At 69.0% G+C, this 13,737-nt stretch carries 12 protein-coding genes; 1 reads left to right on the top strand and 11 read right to left on the bottom strand.

Going from position 1 to position 13,737, the window contains the following annotated elements; translation table 11 throughout:
• Positions 1-1,118, bottom strand: a 1,118-nt coding sequence (locus RR3_RS18875; protein WP_072786528.1) for a 4-hydroxyphenylacetate 3-hydroxylase family protein, incomplete at its 3' end; no start/stop codon positions are given.
• A 31-nt stretch (positions 1,119-1,149) separates the two neighbouring features.
• A complete protein-coding gene (locus tag RR3_RS18870) occupies positions 1,150-1,722 on the bottom strand; it encodes a flavin reductase family protein (RefSeq protein WP_026137888.1) in 573 nt (190 codons plus the stop codon).
• Positions 1,723-1,959: 237 nt separating this feature from the next.
• Between RR3_RS18870 and RR3_RS18865 the strand changes: the two genes are divergently transcribed.
• Complete coding sequence (locus tag RR3_RS18865) at positions 1,960-2,904, top strand: AraC family transcriptional regulator (RefSeq protein ID WP_061064911.1); 945 nt, start codon at positions 1,960-1,962, stop codon at positions 2,902-2,904.
• Between the two features lie 78 nt (positions 2,905-2,982).
• On the opposite strand, the gene fgd is transcribed toward RR3_RS18865, so the two are convergent.
• From fgd to RR3_RS18820, 9 genes are all read right to left on the bottom strand, one after another.
• The gene (fgd, locus tag RR3_RS18860) at positions 2,983-3,996 is read right to left on the bottom strand and encodes a glucose-6-phosphate dehydrogenase (coenzyme-F420) (RefSeq protein ID WP_026137887.1); all 1,014 of its coding nucleotides are present in this window, start codon (positions 3,994-3,996) and stop codon (positions 2,983-2,985) included.
• Positions 3,997-4,067: 71 nt separating this feature from the next.
• Entirely contained in the window at positions 4,068-4,535 is a 468-nt protein-coding gene (locus RR3_RS18855; protein ID WP_017681271.1) for an RDD family protein, read from the bottom strand.
• Complete coding sequence (locus RR3_RS18850) at positions 4,532-5,272, bottom strand: hypothetical protein (RefSeq protein ID WP_010593148.1); 741 nt, start codon at positions 5,270-5,272, stop codon at positions 4,532-4,534. The genes RR3_RS18855 and RR3_RS18850 overlap by 4 nt, the downstream gene beginning before the upstream one ends.
• Positions 5,273-5,345: 73 nt before the next feature.
• Entirely contained in the window at positions 5,346-5,816 is a 471-nt protein-coding gene (locus RR3_RS18845) for a hypothetical protein (RefSeq protein WP_225222831.1), read from the bottom strand.
• Between the two features lie 147 nt (positions 5,817-5,963).
• On the bottom strand, positions 5,964-7,799 hold the full coding sequence (locus RR3_RS18840) for a sigma-54-dependent Fis family transcriptional regulator (RefSeq protein WP_017681270.1): 1,836 nt from the start codon (positions 7,797-7,799) through the stop codon (positions 5,964-5,966).
• Between the two features lie 75 nt (positions 7,800-7,874).
• Entirely contained in the window at positions 7,875-8,684 is an 810-nt protein-coding gene (locus tag RR3_RS18835) for a hypothetical protein (protein ID WP_010593151.1), read from the bottom strand.
• Positions 8,685-8,785: 101 nt separating this feature from the next.
• Positions 8,786-11,110, bottom strand: a complete 2,325-nt coding sequence (locus RR3_RS18830) for a hydantoinase B/oxoprolinase family protein (protein ID WP_017681269.1) — start codon at positions 11,108-11,110, stop codon at positions 8,786-8,788.
• Positions 11,111-11,135: 25 nt separating this feature from the next.
• Positions 11,136-13,262, bottom strand: coding sequence for a hydantoinase/oxoprolinase family protein (locus RR3_RS18825; RefSeq protein ID WP_017681268.1), 2,127 nt, complete (start codon positions 13,260-13,262; stop codon positions 11,136-11,138).
• Between the two features lie 30 nt (positions 13,263-13,292).
• Entirely contained in the window at positions 13,293-13,715 is a 423-nt protein-coding gene (locus RR3_RS18820; RefSeq protein ID WP_017681267.1) for an acetone carboxylase subunit gamma, read from the bottom strand.
• Between the last annotated feature and the right edge of the window lie 22 nt (positions 13,716-13,737).

The raw sequence follows: 13,737 nt of genomic DNA, 5'->3' as shown, positions 1-13,737 counted from the left end.
AGCGACCAGAACAGGTTGCGCCAGCCGATGACCTCGCCGACGCGGGTCTGCACGCCGCGGAACCCGCCGGCGCCGGTCGCGTCGAGGGCCTTCATCAGCAGGCCGGCGATGAAGTCGAGCTTGACCGCCAGACGGGTGCAGCCCTGCAGGGTGAAGCGCTGGAGGAAGCCGGAGCCGCCGAGGAAGTTGTTGATCTTCTCCACGTCGCCGTACATGAACACGTTCTCCCACGGCACCAGCACCTTGTCGAAGATGAAGATGGCGTCGTTCTCGTCCATGCGCGACGAGAGCGGGTAGTCGAACGGCGAGCCGACGACATTGGCGTTCTGGCTGTAGGAGGCCCGCGAGATGAGCTTGATGCCGGGAGCGTCCATCGGCACCGTGCAGATCAGGGCGAATTCCTTCTTCTTGATCGGCAGGCCGTAGTGGGCGATGAAGTTGTAGTTGGTGATCGCCGAGCCGGTGGCGACGACCTTGGCGCCGGAGACGATCAGGCCGGCGTCGGTCTCCTTCTCGACCTTCATGAACACGTCGCCCACCTCGTCCGGGGGCAGCGACCGGTCCACCGGCGGATTGATGATGGCGTGGTTCCAGTACAGGACCTTCTCCTGCGATTCGCGGTACCAGCGCTTGGCGTTGTCCTGGAACGGCGAGTAGAACTCGTCGTTGGCGCCGAGCGTGCCGAGGAAGGAGGCCTTGTAGTCGGGGGACCGGCCCATCCAGCCGTACGTCATCCGCGCCCAGGTGGCGATGGCGTCGCGGTCGGCTCGCAGGTCGTCCGCGGACTTCGGGGTGCGGAAGAACGGCATCGTCACCCCGCCGTTGCCGGTGTCGGTGGGGGTGGTGAGGGTGCCGACGTGCTCGCCGGTGTGCAGCGCGTCGTACAGCCGGGCGGTCATGCGAATGGAGTTGCGGAACGCGGGGTGGTTGGTGAAGTCCTTCACGCGCTCGCCGTGCAGGTAGATCTCGCGGCCGTCGTCGATCGACGCAATGTACTCGTCGCCGGTCATGGGCCGGGCGGCGAAGTTCTGCTGCTGATTGGCCGGGTGGTCCGCGGCGACGTTCACCTTCGACCGGTCGACGGTGCCGGTGGCGGGGGCTGCTTCGGTGGTGGTCATGCTCTTCCCTTCGAGAGAGGCGGGCGTGGGATCAGGAGGCAGCGCGGGCGAGCTGCGCGGGCAGTGGGGTGAATGTGGCTGTGGCGTCGAACCATCCGCTGTGCGGATCGTCGAGGCACCCGTTCCATGCGGTCGAGCCGGATCGGTCCCCGAGGTCGTGGAAGGTGCTGCGGAAGAACAGGAGCGGGTCCTTCTCGGCGTCGACGGAGGCGTCGACGATCTCGCCGACGAAGATGACGTGGTCGCCGCCGTCGTACTCGGCCCACGGCCGGCAGATCAGGGTGGCGGCGTTACCGGGGAAGGCGGGTGCGATCCCGGTGTCGTCCCAGTCCGGTGCGACGGCCTGCGGCCTGCCGGCGAAATGCAGTGCGGTGGAGAGTTGGTCGGCCGCGAGGATGTTCACGGCGAACGGCGCGTCGGTGAGGTAGCCGCACGCCTTCGACGTCCGCGTCAGCGTCACCTGGCACAGCCTCGGCTCCAGCGAGACGGCCGTGAAGGCGGTGACCGTGGCCCCGTGCGGGGTGCCCTCGGCGCCGGCGCACGTGACCACCGTGACCCCACTGGCGAACTGGCCGAAGATGTTGCGAAGTGCTCGCTGGTCCATGGGGAGACCGCCTTCCTGCACGATGTGCGATTGCGGGTCGATCCGGAACGAGAACCAACGTATGACCCGGATCACACTCCGTCGATCCGCGTTGCGAAGGGGCGATCCGCATTGCGAAGCGGGCTCGGACCAGGCCGGATCGACCGGGCGACACGTGACCGTCGTCACAGTACGGTGCTAGCGTGGGGAGTTGCCCACACACCGGCACAGCACCAGTTGGGAGGGTTGGAAGGGCGAATGCGAGCACCGGAGAGCCGCGGCTTCACGGACTGGGACGAAGTGCACGACGTGGTGTCCCAGGCGTACTTCCCGCACCAGCTGACGCTTCTCGGCCGTGGGCCCGCAGCCCGCACGTCGCTGGAATCGACCCAGCTCGGCGCCTCGCGGCTGGCGCGGATCGGATTCGGGGTGGACGTGTCGATCCGTTCCGAGCACCCCGGCGCGTACGGCATCAACATTCCCCTGACCGGGCACCTCGTCACCGCCGTCGGCCGCGACGAGGTCGTGTCGGATCCCGGGCTGGCGACGGTCTGCCCGCCCGACACCCCGACCGTCATCACCCGGTGGAGCAGTTCGTGCGAGATCATCGGGTTCAAGGTCGACCGCGACTACGTGCAGCGCGAGATGGACCGCCTGCTCCCCCGCCCCGGCAGGCGGCTGCCCGCGCAGTTGGATCTGCGGTCCGGCGCGGGGGCCGACTGGTTGCGTCTCGTGCGTGCGATCGCGGACGAGTCGCTGCGGGACAACGTCCTGCTCCGCAGCGACCAGGTGGCCGAGCAGCTGTGCCGCGCCGTCACGACAGCCCTCGTGCTCGCCGCCGCACCGGACGACGGCGACTGCCCGGCCGGAGCACGGCCGCGGACCGTCAAGCGGGTGATGGACGCGATCCAGCAGGATCCGGCGCGTCAGTGGACCGCCGCAGACATGGCCGAACTCGTCGGCGTCAGTGTCCGCCGCATTCAGCAGGGGTTCCGCGAGTGCGTCGGCATGACCCCGATGGAATACCTCGCCGACGTCCGGCTCGAGCGTGTCCATGCAGATCTGTCCGTGAGCGATTGCACCGCAACTGTTTCCGATGTCGCGCTCCGCTGGGGCATCATGCACACCGGACGGTTCGCGGCCGCGTACCGGCGCAAGTACGGCGTGAGCCCGTCCGAGACGCTGCGCGGCGTGACCGCCTGATCCCAGGCGGCTCCGCCGCCGGTGTGCCTTTTGGGCGGTCAGGGCAGCCCAAAAGGCACACCGGCGGCGTCAGCCGCGTCAGGCCAACGCACGCAGGCGCGGCGCCAGATCACGCTCGAACAACTCCAGGAACCGCCGCTGATCGTGCCCCGGCGCATGGAACACCAGATGATTGAGCCCGGCCTTCACGTACGCGGCGACCTGCTCGACCGCCTCGTCCGGATCCGACGCCACGATCCACCGCTTGGCCACCTGCTCGATCGGCAACGCATCCGCCGCCGCCTCCATCTCGATCGGATCGTCGATCGAATGCTTCTGCTCCGGCGTGAGCGAGAGCGGCGCCCAGAACCGGCAGTTCTCCAACGCCTTCTCCGGATCGGTGTCGTAGGAAATCTTGATCTCGATCATCTTGTCGATCCGGCGTGCGTCGCGTTCGGCCTTCTCGGCGCCCTCCGCCACCGCCGGCAACAGCTTCTCGGTGTAGAGCTCCATGCCCTTGCCCGAGGTGCAGATGAACCCGTCCCCCGCCCGGCCCGCATACCGCGCCACCACCGGACCGCCCGCCGCGATGTACACCGGGATCCCACCTTCGGGCACGTCGTAGATCGACGCCCCCTTCGCGGCGTAGAACTCGCCGTCGAAGTCGACCCGCTCCCCCGTCCACAACGCCCGCATCAGCCGCACCGATTCGCGCAACCGCGCGAAGCGTTCCTTGAACTCCGGCCACTGGCCTTCGTAGCCGGTGGCGATCTCGTTGAGCGCCTCCCCCGTCCCCACCCCGAGCATGACCCGCCCCGGATACAGGCACCCCATCGTCGCGAACGCCTGCGCGATCACCGCCGGGTTGTACCGGAACGTCGGGGTCAGCACCGAGGTGCCCAGCTGCAACCGCGAGGTGCGCTCCCCGACCGCGGTCATCCACGCCAACGAGAACGGCGCATGCCCCCCGTTGTGCCGCCACGGCTGGAAATGATCCGACACCGTCGCCGAATCCATCCCCCGCTCCTCCGCGAGCACCGCCAGCTCCACCAGCTCCCGCGGCCCGAACTGCTCCGCCGACGCCTTGTACCCCAACTTCAGACCCTGCGACACCACGAACTCCTACCCGTCTACGTTTCTCAGCCGGGTTCGAGTATGCCCAGCCGACTGTGACGGGCGCGACGTCACGTCTCGAATTCGGCCGGATGCAGATGCGGTTGCCAGTCGTAGACGACGCTGGTGCGCAGGAGGATGTCCTGCAGAGACCGCCGGCGCCGGTCCACCGCCACCCACAGCAACCCGAAGCCGAACATCACGCACAGCCAGGCCCGCGCCGCGGAACGAATCCACCCGACGAGGTCGCCGTTGCGGCTGACCACCCGTAACCCCATCACCACCGCGCCGAGTGTTCGTCCCGTCGTCGCCCAGCACGCCGTCAGGTACACCACCGCGACACCGACGAACACGGCGACGGACAGCAGGATCTGTGCGTCCGGGAGGGTGAACTCCTGCGGCGAGAACAGCAGTCGCGCGAACAGCACGGCCAGGTAGATCCCGCCCATCACCGTGAGCACCACGCCGAGGTCGACGGCAGCCGCGATACCCCGCGTGACGATCCCCGCCGGCCCGTGCGGCTGCCCGCCGCCGGTCACGCGGGTGCTTCCGGGGTTTCCGGCACGCGTCCGAAGAACCGCCCGACGAACCCGGACACCGCGTCGTCGGCGTGCATCCCTTGGCTGCGGACGCCGCGGACCGCCTCGGTGGACATGGACCCCGTCGACTCGCGGATGATGCTCGGCAGGTCGACCCCTTCGATCACCGCGTTCGCGAGGCCGACGAGGTCGACCCGCCCGATGATCGCGTCCACGTCGATCTTCGCCGCGAGCGCGTCCAGGTCGACGCGGTCGATGATCGCCTCGACATCGATCTTCGCCGCGAGCGCGTCGAGGTCCACGCGGTCGACGATCGCCGCCACGTCCACTCGCGCGGCGACCGCGTCGATGTCGACGCGGGCCAGGATCGGTGCGATCGCGATGCGTGCCGCGACGGCGTCGATGTCCACCCGGTCGAGGATCCGCTCGATGTCGATCCCCTCCGCGAGGACGTCGAGGTCCACGTGGTCCCGCACGACGGCGGTGATGTCCACGACGTCCAGGGCCGCGTCCACCACCCTGCGCACCACGGTGTGCAGCACCCGGTCCGCGATCTCGTCCCCGGCGCGCAGGGTCTCGGCGCCGCGCGACTCGAGGGCGACGAGCGCCGGGTCCACACCCGGTAGCCGGCGCGCTGCGTCGACGCCGAACAGAAGCATGCGACGAATCCCGTCGCCCACGGTGGCCGCGGCCCCCACCGCCACGCGCACCGGGTCCGGGGCGGTCCTGCCGTTCATACCGATATCAAAGCCCTCCGGCGCCCGAAATGCACGTAGTTCCCGATCGGCGGGGGATCTCCGACCGGAACGTTCACGCGGATCGGTTCAGGACCCGAGCGGCCGGACGCGACGCCGGGGCGAATTCGACGGTGACGGACCGGGCTCCGGAGTACGCGAGGAGTGCCTGCACCGCCTCGGTGTACGGGCCCCGAGGGTCCGGGATCCGCCGGACATCCGGTACGGGAACGACGGGTGCCTCCGAAACGGGCAACAGGATCTCCGCGTCGAGCCGGCTGCGGCTCCCCTCGATCAGTAACCCTTCGGTGACCACCCGGCGCACCGGCACATCGTGCCGCCCCCGGACGTCGCCCACCACCAGTGCCACGTACTCGTCGTCGTCGACGACGACGGTGATCAGACGCCCTCGCCGGGTTCCGACCGTCAGCGGGACGTCCGAGACGAGCTCGGCGCCGGCCGGCGACCCGGACGATTCGGGGACCGGACATCTGTTGGTGTGCAGGATCATTCGTCGCCGGTTCCAGCTGAAGAACGGCTCGTCCATGACGTCCACGACTCTCGTTCCTCCTTCGCGCTGACGAGATGTGCTGTCTCCATCTTCGGCAGGAGGGGCGGTCGTGAACTGTCCCACATCCGGACACGGGTTCGCACCGTGCGAGCACCGGCGGCAGATTCGACGACCGGCGGGGGCCTACTCGCCGGTGAAACCGAACAGGGTCAGTTTCCGGTACAGCGACGACCGGGAGATTCCCAGGGCGCGCGCGGCGTGCACCCGGTTGCCACCGGTTTCCCGCAGGACCTTGGCGATGAGGTCCCGTTCGGCGGACTCGACCGCGTTGAGCTGCCGGCGCGGACCGTGCCGGCACCACTCGGGTAGATCCTCGACCGTGATGGCACCGGCAGGCCGGTGCGCGACGGCGCAGCGCAGCGCCGCCTCGACCTCGTGGATGTTGCGCGGCCACGGATAGCGTGCCAGCACCCGCATGGCGTCGGGAGCGACGGTGCGGCTCTGCGATCCGGTGATCTTGCGGAGGACCTGGGCCACGACTCCTGCGATGTCGTCCGTGCGGTGTCGCAGGGCGGGAACGTGCACCGTCCGGTCGAGCGCCGCGAGCATCGGGGCGAGGGTCTCGGAGGGCGGCTCCTCGGACTCCTCCATGGTGGCCACGACGAAGACGTGCTCGGCGACGGGTTCCGCCAGGGTCTCGGCCAGGGTGGTCGTGAGCGGGCCGGGCATCGCCTGGATGTTGCGCAGCACGTACAGGGTGGGGTTGGCGGAGGGCACCGTGAGCCCGGACAGATCGGTCTCGCTGCCGTCCACGAGGATGCTCCGGCCCCCGGCGTACAGGGAGTGGAAGATCTCGGACGCGAGAGAGGCCTTCCCCGTGCCCGGCTCGCCGGTGAGGAGCAGCTTCGCCCCGGCGGACAGGGCCTCCTCGATCTCGTTGCAGGCGCGCATCCACAGCGCGGAGGAACCGCTCGAGCGGAGACGATCCGTGCCGGCCGCGGCCAGACCGACCCGCCCGGAGTGCATGCGGTGCTCGCGAACGCGGTTCGGCACGGACGGCAGCGGTGCCGCGGACGCGCCCGCTTCGGAGACCTCGACGAGGTATCCGGCGGTGTCCTCGCCCGCCAGGATCCGGGTCGCCCGGACCCGGACGGACAGGCCGGTGCTCAGTTCGAGCAGTTCGTCGATTCGCGCGCGGTGCCCGATGACGTAGTCGACGTGTTCACCGACCCGGCGTTGGTCCTCCGGCGCGAGGAGGGTGTGGGCGAGCGGATTCGCGAGCGACATCGCGCTCCCGATCGCCATGAGGGCCGCCCCGCCGCGGGCGTCGGCGCGCACGAACGCGTCGAACAGCGCGTGCTGACGGGCGCTGCGGTCGCGGAACAGATTCTGTTCGATCTCCGCTGCCGCGGTCCGCACCACGGTCGTGAGCAGCGGCGACGAATGCTCGGTGAGGCAGCTGATGTCGATGACGCCGGCGACGCGTCCGCTGAACGGGTCCCGGATCGGTGCCCCGGAGCAGGCGAACGGCTGGAACCGTTCGTGGAAGTGCTCGGCGCCCTCGATCTGCACGGCCCGCCCGGATTCGAGCACCGTGCCGACGCCGTTCGTGCCGATCTGACCCTCGTTGTAGTCGAAGCCCGGTGCGAGCGAGACGTGGTCGAGCAGCCGTCCGATGGCCCGGGCACCGTCGAGGCGCATCAGCACCTGCGCCTTGGCGTCGGTCAGGGCGATGCTCACCGGGACGTCGACGGTCTCCTCCGCGAGCCGGTCCAGGACCGGCAGCGAGCACTGGACCAGGCGGGAGGCCCGGTCGACCTCACCCGCGAACCGGACCTCCCCACCGGACGGGCGGACGCCCGCCGCGGCGGAGCGTCGCCACGACGCGGACACGACGGACGAGACCAGCGAATCGTCCGGTTCGCCGGAGTCGAGGAATCCGGCCCGGGCCACCGCCACCCGCAGCCGTCGGTCCGCGCTCTTCACCGGCCGCCCCGCCCCGGTGTGGTCGTGATGCATGTCACGTCTCCAGGGTAGCGCCCGTCCTCCGGCCGGTGCCGCTCCCCGCGGCACCGGCGTGCAGGTCGTCCACGATCAGGCACCGGGGCCGTCGAGTGCGGCCAGCCGGGCGAGCACCGTCTCCGGGACCGCGTCCGCCGGCAGGTGCGCGAGCCGGAACACGCCGTGCGCGTCCGGGACGGCAGCCTCGTCGGCGAGCCAGTACTCGGAGCCGAGGACGTCACCCTCGTGCTCGCCGATCGAGACGGTGTCCTCGCCGCGCAGTCCGATCTCCCACCGGTAGTGCGCGGCCACGTTGGTCACGGGCACGTACGACTGCGGATCGGCCGGCGGCAACGCGGCGGCAGCGCCCGGCGCGATCCGCTCGTCGAGCAGGACCGCCGCGACCGGCACCTCGGCGAAGCCGCGCAGCCAGTCCGCGACGTACATGGCCGCGGCCTCGACACGGTCCGCGTCCAGGTCCGCGACGTCTCCGGGATGGGTCGCCGCCAGCCAGGCCCGCGGTGAGGGGATCTGCAGCAGCAGCGGCAACCGGGTGGTGCCGGCCACCGTGGCGGCGAGCGTCGTCACGGCGCGGGTGGTCGCGGCGTCCGCGAGCAGCGCCCGCAACGCGTACCCGGTCCGGGACCGGGCGGCCATCGCCTCGCCCAGCCGCGGGTCGTCCGCCGCGAGGCGGTAGAACTCGCCGAGATCGAGCAGTGTGACGTCCGGCCGCAGCAGCCCGTGCGCCTGGTTGAGGAAGTTCGACAGCGCGGTGGGATCGGTCCACGGCACGGGGTTGCCGCGGAGCAGGACCCGGCGGCTGTAGTCGAGATGGTCGACGACGAGGGGGACCCGGCGCCCGGAGACCGGCGCGTCGAGAATGGCGGGAAACGAGATGGTCATGATCGTGACTCCAGGGAATGGGTGCCCGCACGGTGAGGGGAGCACACGTGCGGGCACCCGGTTCGGGGTGGATCCGGTGGCCGGAGCGGGCCGGACCGGCTTCAGGACTTGCGGTGGACGATCTCGCCGTGCTTCGACTCGAGTTCCTTCACCCGGGCCGCGAGTTCGGCGATCTTCAGCTCCCGGCGGTCGGGCATCATGATGATCGGCATCCGGTCGATCGTCGTGGTGACCCGCTCGGCCCCGTGGACGGTGAAGTGCGTGGCCGTCAGTTCCTCGGTGTCGCCCCAGGACCCGTAGTACAGCAGGTCCTGCGGCGGCTCCGGCGTCACGAACTTCTCGACGAACTCCCCGTAGGGCACACCGCGCGAGAGCCGGTCGCGCCGCATCGAGGCACGCAGCGCCTCCGTGGCGTCGACGTCCACGACGAAGGTGTCCGGCGCGTACACGACGCCGTAGATGTCGTGCGCCACCTTCGCGGAGATCCGGTCGATCTCGAGATCGGCAACCACGTCCTCCGGGGCGCGTTCGAGCGGATCTCCGTAGCCTCCGCCCGTGCCCTGCGAAATCATGTACAGCTCACCGTCCTTGGCGACGTCGAACTGCAGACCCATGTGGCTGGTGCTGTACTCGGCGCCCTCGAAGGGCTGTTCGTTCATCACCTTCTCGATGGACAGGTCGAACCGTTCCGGGTTGCGGCGCAGTTCGTCGTAGACGTTGACGCCCTTGACCGTCGCGAGGGGGTAGGTGTTGCAGCCGTACCCGCCGAACTGCCCGCTGACGGAGGAGAACTTCGCGCCGGAGGTCACCGTCATGAAGCCCCACAGCGGGGTGCCCTCGGCCGCGACGATCATCTCGTAGCCCATGCCGCCGCGGTACTTGCCGAATCCCTGGTTGTCGCGGACGATCCGCTTGCTCACCAGCTGCATGAAGGGCACCTCCTCCTCCATGACCTCCTGCTCGGCCGTGTCGGCCATCGCGCAGAAGAGCGGGGAGACCGCGTCCTCGCCGTCGCGGAAGGCCTTGGCGCCGCCGCCCATTCCGTTCAGGTCGGCGCACAGGTTGCCGACCTGGTCGCCGTGCTGGGTGACCCCACCCCACAGGAAGGTGTTGATCTGGTTGAACCAGGGCGCGATGACGTTGGAGAACTTCTCCGGGTTGGAGAACTGCAACTTGGCCCAGGGGTTCTGGAGCGCCGAGAAGCCGCGGAAGGAGGCCTGCAGCGACTGGCCCATGGGGGCGTCGTAGCCGGCGTCGGACCACGTGTGCTCGTCGGAGATGATCTCGATGGGGCTCATCGCGGAGGTGCAGCGCGGCAGGTCCGGCCACCAGAACGCGAGGATGGCCTGCATCATCATCGACTTGACCGAGCACAGCGGCGAGTTGATGGCCCGGTTCAGGATCTCCGGTCCGCTGCCGCGCAGGTCGATGGTCATCTTGTCGCCCTTCACCGTGATGGAGCAGGCGAGCTTGATGAGGATGTTCTCCTTGAGGGTGGAGTCCATGAACTGGTTGAACCGGACCGTGCCGTCGGGCAGTTCCCGGATGCGCCGGCGCACCTCGGCTTCGACGTCCTCGACGGTGATCCGCAGCGCCGCGACGAACGTCTCCACGCCGACCTCGTCGATGATCTTGTCGACGCGTTCCTGGATGCGCTGGACCGCACCGATCTTCACCTTCAGGTCCGCGAGCTGGAGCTTCGGGTCGCGAACCGAGTGCTGCAGGAAGGTGAGCAGGTCGCGGCGCAACTCGCCGCGCTCGACGATCTTGAACGGGCTCATCCGCAGCCCGTCGTCGAACGGGGTCTCCGAACCGGAGGGCATGCCGCCCGGTTCGCAGGCGCCGTTCTCGCCCTCGTGGATCGTGGCGGCCACCCAGGCGATGATGCGGTCGTCCCGGATGATCGGCATGATCATCGACTGGTCGGTGTTGTGGACGTTGCCGAAGCGGGCGTCGTTGTGGATGAACCCGTCGCCGGGGTGGATTCCGACGGTCGGCTCGTCCTTCCAGTACTTCATGATGTACCGGATCGGGTGGTGCAGGATCGCGGAGAACGCGATCACGCCGTGGCAGGACAGGTAGGTGACGTCCCCGGCCGCGGTGTAGATGGCCGTGGTGAGGTCGCCCCACTTGGCGCCCGGTGCCGCGCCCATCGCCTCGCACATCTCGAAGCCCTCGTCGAGGGCGCCGGCGAGGCGCTTGCGGATGCGGTCCACCTGCAGGGGGTCGACACCGTCGGCGAGGCATTGCTGTTCGAACTCGCTGCGGGAGGTGATGTGGTGCGAACGCATGATGTCGCGATCCGGGCCGAGGAACAGCGTCGTCTCGTCCATGAAGTCGTCGACCCACTGCTGTTCCTGCTCGTTCAGCGAGGCCGTCAGGCGCTGCTCCGCAGCGGTTGCGAGGTCGTCGTGAAGTGCGGTCATGGCTGTGTCTCCTGTGCTTTCTGCGCTAGTCCTTGAGGAACCAGACGGCGCCCTGCGGTGAGGGTTCGAGGCGCCAGCCCGGCTCGACGAGGTAGGTCGTGTTCTCGGTGGTGACGATCGCCGGACCGGGAATCACGTGGTGGTGACTCAGCGCGTCGGCGTCGTAGATCGCGGTGGTGATCGCCCGGGGATGCGCGACGAAGTGGACGTCGCGGTGCCCGACCGGGGCCGGCAGCGTCCGTTCCCCGTCGTGGTGCAGGGAATCGAACTCGACGGTCTCACCGTTGACGTAGGACGCGACGCGAATGGTCTGGACGCGGATGCCGGCCTCGGGTGCGGCCGACCCCTCGCCGTAGCGCTTGGAGTAGATGTCGGAGAACGTGCGGATCAGGTGGAGCACGTCGCCGACCCCGTGGATCCGGTTGATGTCGAACGCCACCGCGGTCGTCACGAGCTGGTTGCCGTAGCGCAGGTCCATCTCGAGGCGGTGCTCGATCGCGCCGTCGCCGACGCCCTGACGGCGCAGGTCCTCCGCGCCCCGGGCCTCGAGCGCGGCGACGATCTCGTTGAACTCGTCGTAGCTGTCGTAGAGCCCGCGGGTGGTGGCGTTGTAGAGCACCACGTGGACTCCGCGTTCGTGGATGTGCAGTTGCTTCATGTTGCCGGCACCGCACGCGGAGAACACGGAGGAGAACGGCGGGGCGAGGATCTTGCGGATGCCGGCCTGGTCGGCGATCCCGCACGCGTGCAGCGGGCCGTTGCCGCCGTAGGCGAGCATCGTGAAGTCCTCCGGCAGGTAGCCGCGCACCCGCAGCTCCTTGGCGATGCCGATCGCCATCTGCTCGTCGACCGATCGCTTGATGACCTTGGCGACGTCGATGACGTCGAGGTCGAGCTCGTCGCACAGCTGTTCCTCGACGGCGAACACCGCGCGCTTGCGGTTGAGCTTGATGAAACCGTTGGCGTAGTTGTCCGGGTCCAGGTAGCCGAGCAGCAGGTCGGCGTCGGTCACCGTGGGGCGCAGCCCGCCGCGGTCGTAGCAGGCCGGACCGGGGTCCGAGCCGGCGGACTCGGGCCCGAGCCGGACCGAGTGGTGGATCCGGTCGTAGCTCGCGATGGATCCGCCTCCGGCACCGAGGGTTTCGAGGTGGATCATCGGGACCGAGACCAGCCAGCGGTCGATCGTGGGCTGGAAGTCGTAGTGCTTGACGCCGCCCGCCGGCACCAGGCCGATGTCGAAGGACGTGCCACCCATGTCGGTGGTGATGATGTTGCCGATCCCCGAGGACTCCGACAGATGCTCGGCGGCGCTGACACCCGCGACGGGACCCGAGTGGATGGTCTGCAGGGCATCGGTCGAGTTCATCTGGGCCATGCCACCGGAGTTGTGGATGATGAGCATCGGCTTGTCGTAGCCCGAGTCCCGCAGGTTGTTCGCGAGCTGGCTCATGGCGTGGAACATGATGCCGTGCAGGAAGCCGTCGACGATGGTGGACGTCGCGCGGACGTACTCGCCCTTGCGTCCGGAAACCTGGTGGCCGAGCAGGACCGGGATCGCGCCGAGCTGATGCTCCGGGTACTCCTCCTGGATGATCTCCATGATCCGCAGCTCGTGGGTGGGATTCTCGGTGGCGTTCACCAGCGACACCACGAGCGCCTGCGCGCCGGCGTCGACGAGCTCGCGCACCATCTCGCGCACGTTCCGCTCGACGAGCGGGACGACGATCTCGCCGGCCGAGTTGACCCGCTCCTGGACCGACCGGATCAGGCTGCGGTGGACCAGCGGGTCGGGGCGCTCCGCGGCCGGAAGGTTCTGCTGCATCGACGGATCGAGGCCCTCACCGTAGCCCCGTCCGCGGGAGAGCGGGATGGTGTCCTCGAAGCCGTGGGTGACGATGGCACCGACGCGCGGACCCTTGCGTTCGATGAGGGCGTTGGTGCCGAGTGTGGTGGCGTAGCGGACCGAATCCACCTGGGACAGCACGTCGTCCCGGTCCAGCTCGGCGCGACGGCAGGCGAGGTCGAGGGCCTCGTTGAAACCCTGGGCCAGGTTGTGGTGAGTGGTGAGGGCCTTGGCCTCGACGTACTTGTCGTCCCAGGCGAAGAAGCAGTCGGTGAAGGTGCCGCCGATGTCGACGGAGATTCGTTTCATGGTGACGGGGTTCCTTGCGGGTCGCGGTGACTAGTGGTGGTTGTGGCGCCGGCCTTCGAACTCGCCCTCGGCGTCCTGGCCGGGGCCGTACGTGACGACCTGTCCGGGATCGGTGCCGCGTTCGAGCCACTGGGCGCGCAAGGCGTCGACGTCCCATTCCATGTCGACGGTCGGGGGGTGTCCGGGCGGGATGTACTCGGTCTCGATCTGGGTGCCGCAGCCGGGGCAGTAGTACTCGAGGATGCGGCAGTAGTTCGGATCCGGCGAGAACGTGAACTCGTAGCGGTCGGGATCGATGATGGGCTGGTGGATCTCGCGCGGGTCGCGGTCGTAGACCAGGGTGCCTTCCTTGTAGTTCCCGCGGGCGCTGCCGAGTTCGTGCCGGCACACCCGGCACACCCACAGTTCGCTGTCGAGGTCGATGACCAGGTATTCGGTCATGGGGATCTGCATGTCGTGCGTCCTTCGAACGAGC

It is taken from the genome of Rhodococcus ruber NBRC 15591, from assembly GCF_001894945.1.
GTDB classification, from domain to species: Bacteria; Actinomycetota; Actinomycetes; order Mycobacteriales; family Mycobacteriaceae; genus Rhodococcus; species Rhodococcus ruber.
The sequence above is the reverse complement of the archived record's forward strand: the minus strand, read 5'-3'. Positions and strand labels throughout refer to the sequence as shown.

Coding starts and splice junctions, on each gene's coding strand:
- RR3_RS18845 (WP_225222831.1), bottom strand. CDS start 5,816: ATGGACGAGCCGTTCTTCAGCTGGAACCGGCGACGAATGATCCTGCAC.
- RR3_RS18850 (WP_010593148.1), bottom strand. CDS start 5,272: ATGAACGGCAGGACCGCCCCGGACCCGGTGCGCGTGGCGGTGGGGGCC.
- RR3_RS18825 (WP_017681268.1), bottom strand. CDS start 13,262: ATGAAACGAATCTCCGTCGACATCGGCGGCACCTTCACCGACTGCTTC.
- RR3_RS18865 (WP_061064911.1), top strand. CDS start 1,960: ATGCGAGCACCGGAGAGCCGCGGCTTCACGGACTGGGACGAAGTGCAC.
- RR3_RS18835 (WP_010593151.1), bottom strand. CDS start 8,684: ATGACCATCTCGTTTCCCGCCATTCTCGACGCGCCGGTCTCCGGGCGC.
- RR3_RS18820 (WP_017681267.1), bottom strand. CDS start 13,715: ATGCAGATCCCCATGACCGAATACCTGGTCATCGACCTCGACAGCGAA.
- RR3_RS18830 (WP_017681269.1), bottom strand. CDS start 11,110: ATGACCGCACTTCACGACGACCTCGCAACCGCTGCGGAGCAGCGCCTG.
- RR3_RS18840 (WP_017681270.1), bottom strand. CDS start 7,799: ATGCATCACGACCACACCGGGGCGGGGCGGCCGGTGAAGAGCGCGGAC.
- RR3_RS18870 (WP_026137888.1), bottom strand. CDS start 1,722: ATGGACCAGCGAGCACTTCGCAACATCTTCGGCCAGTTCGCCAGTGGG.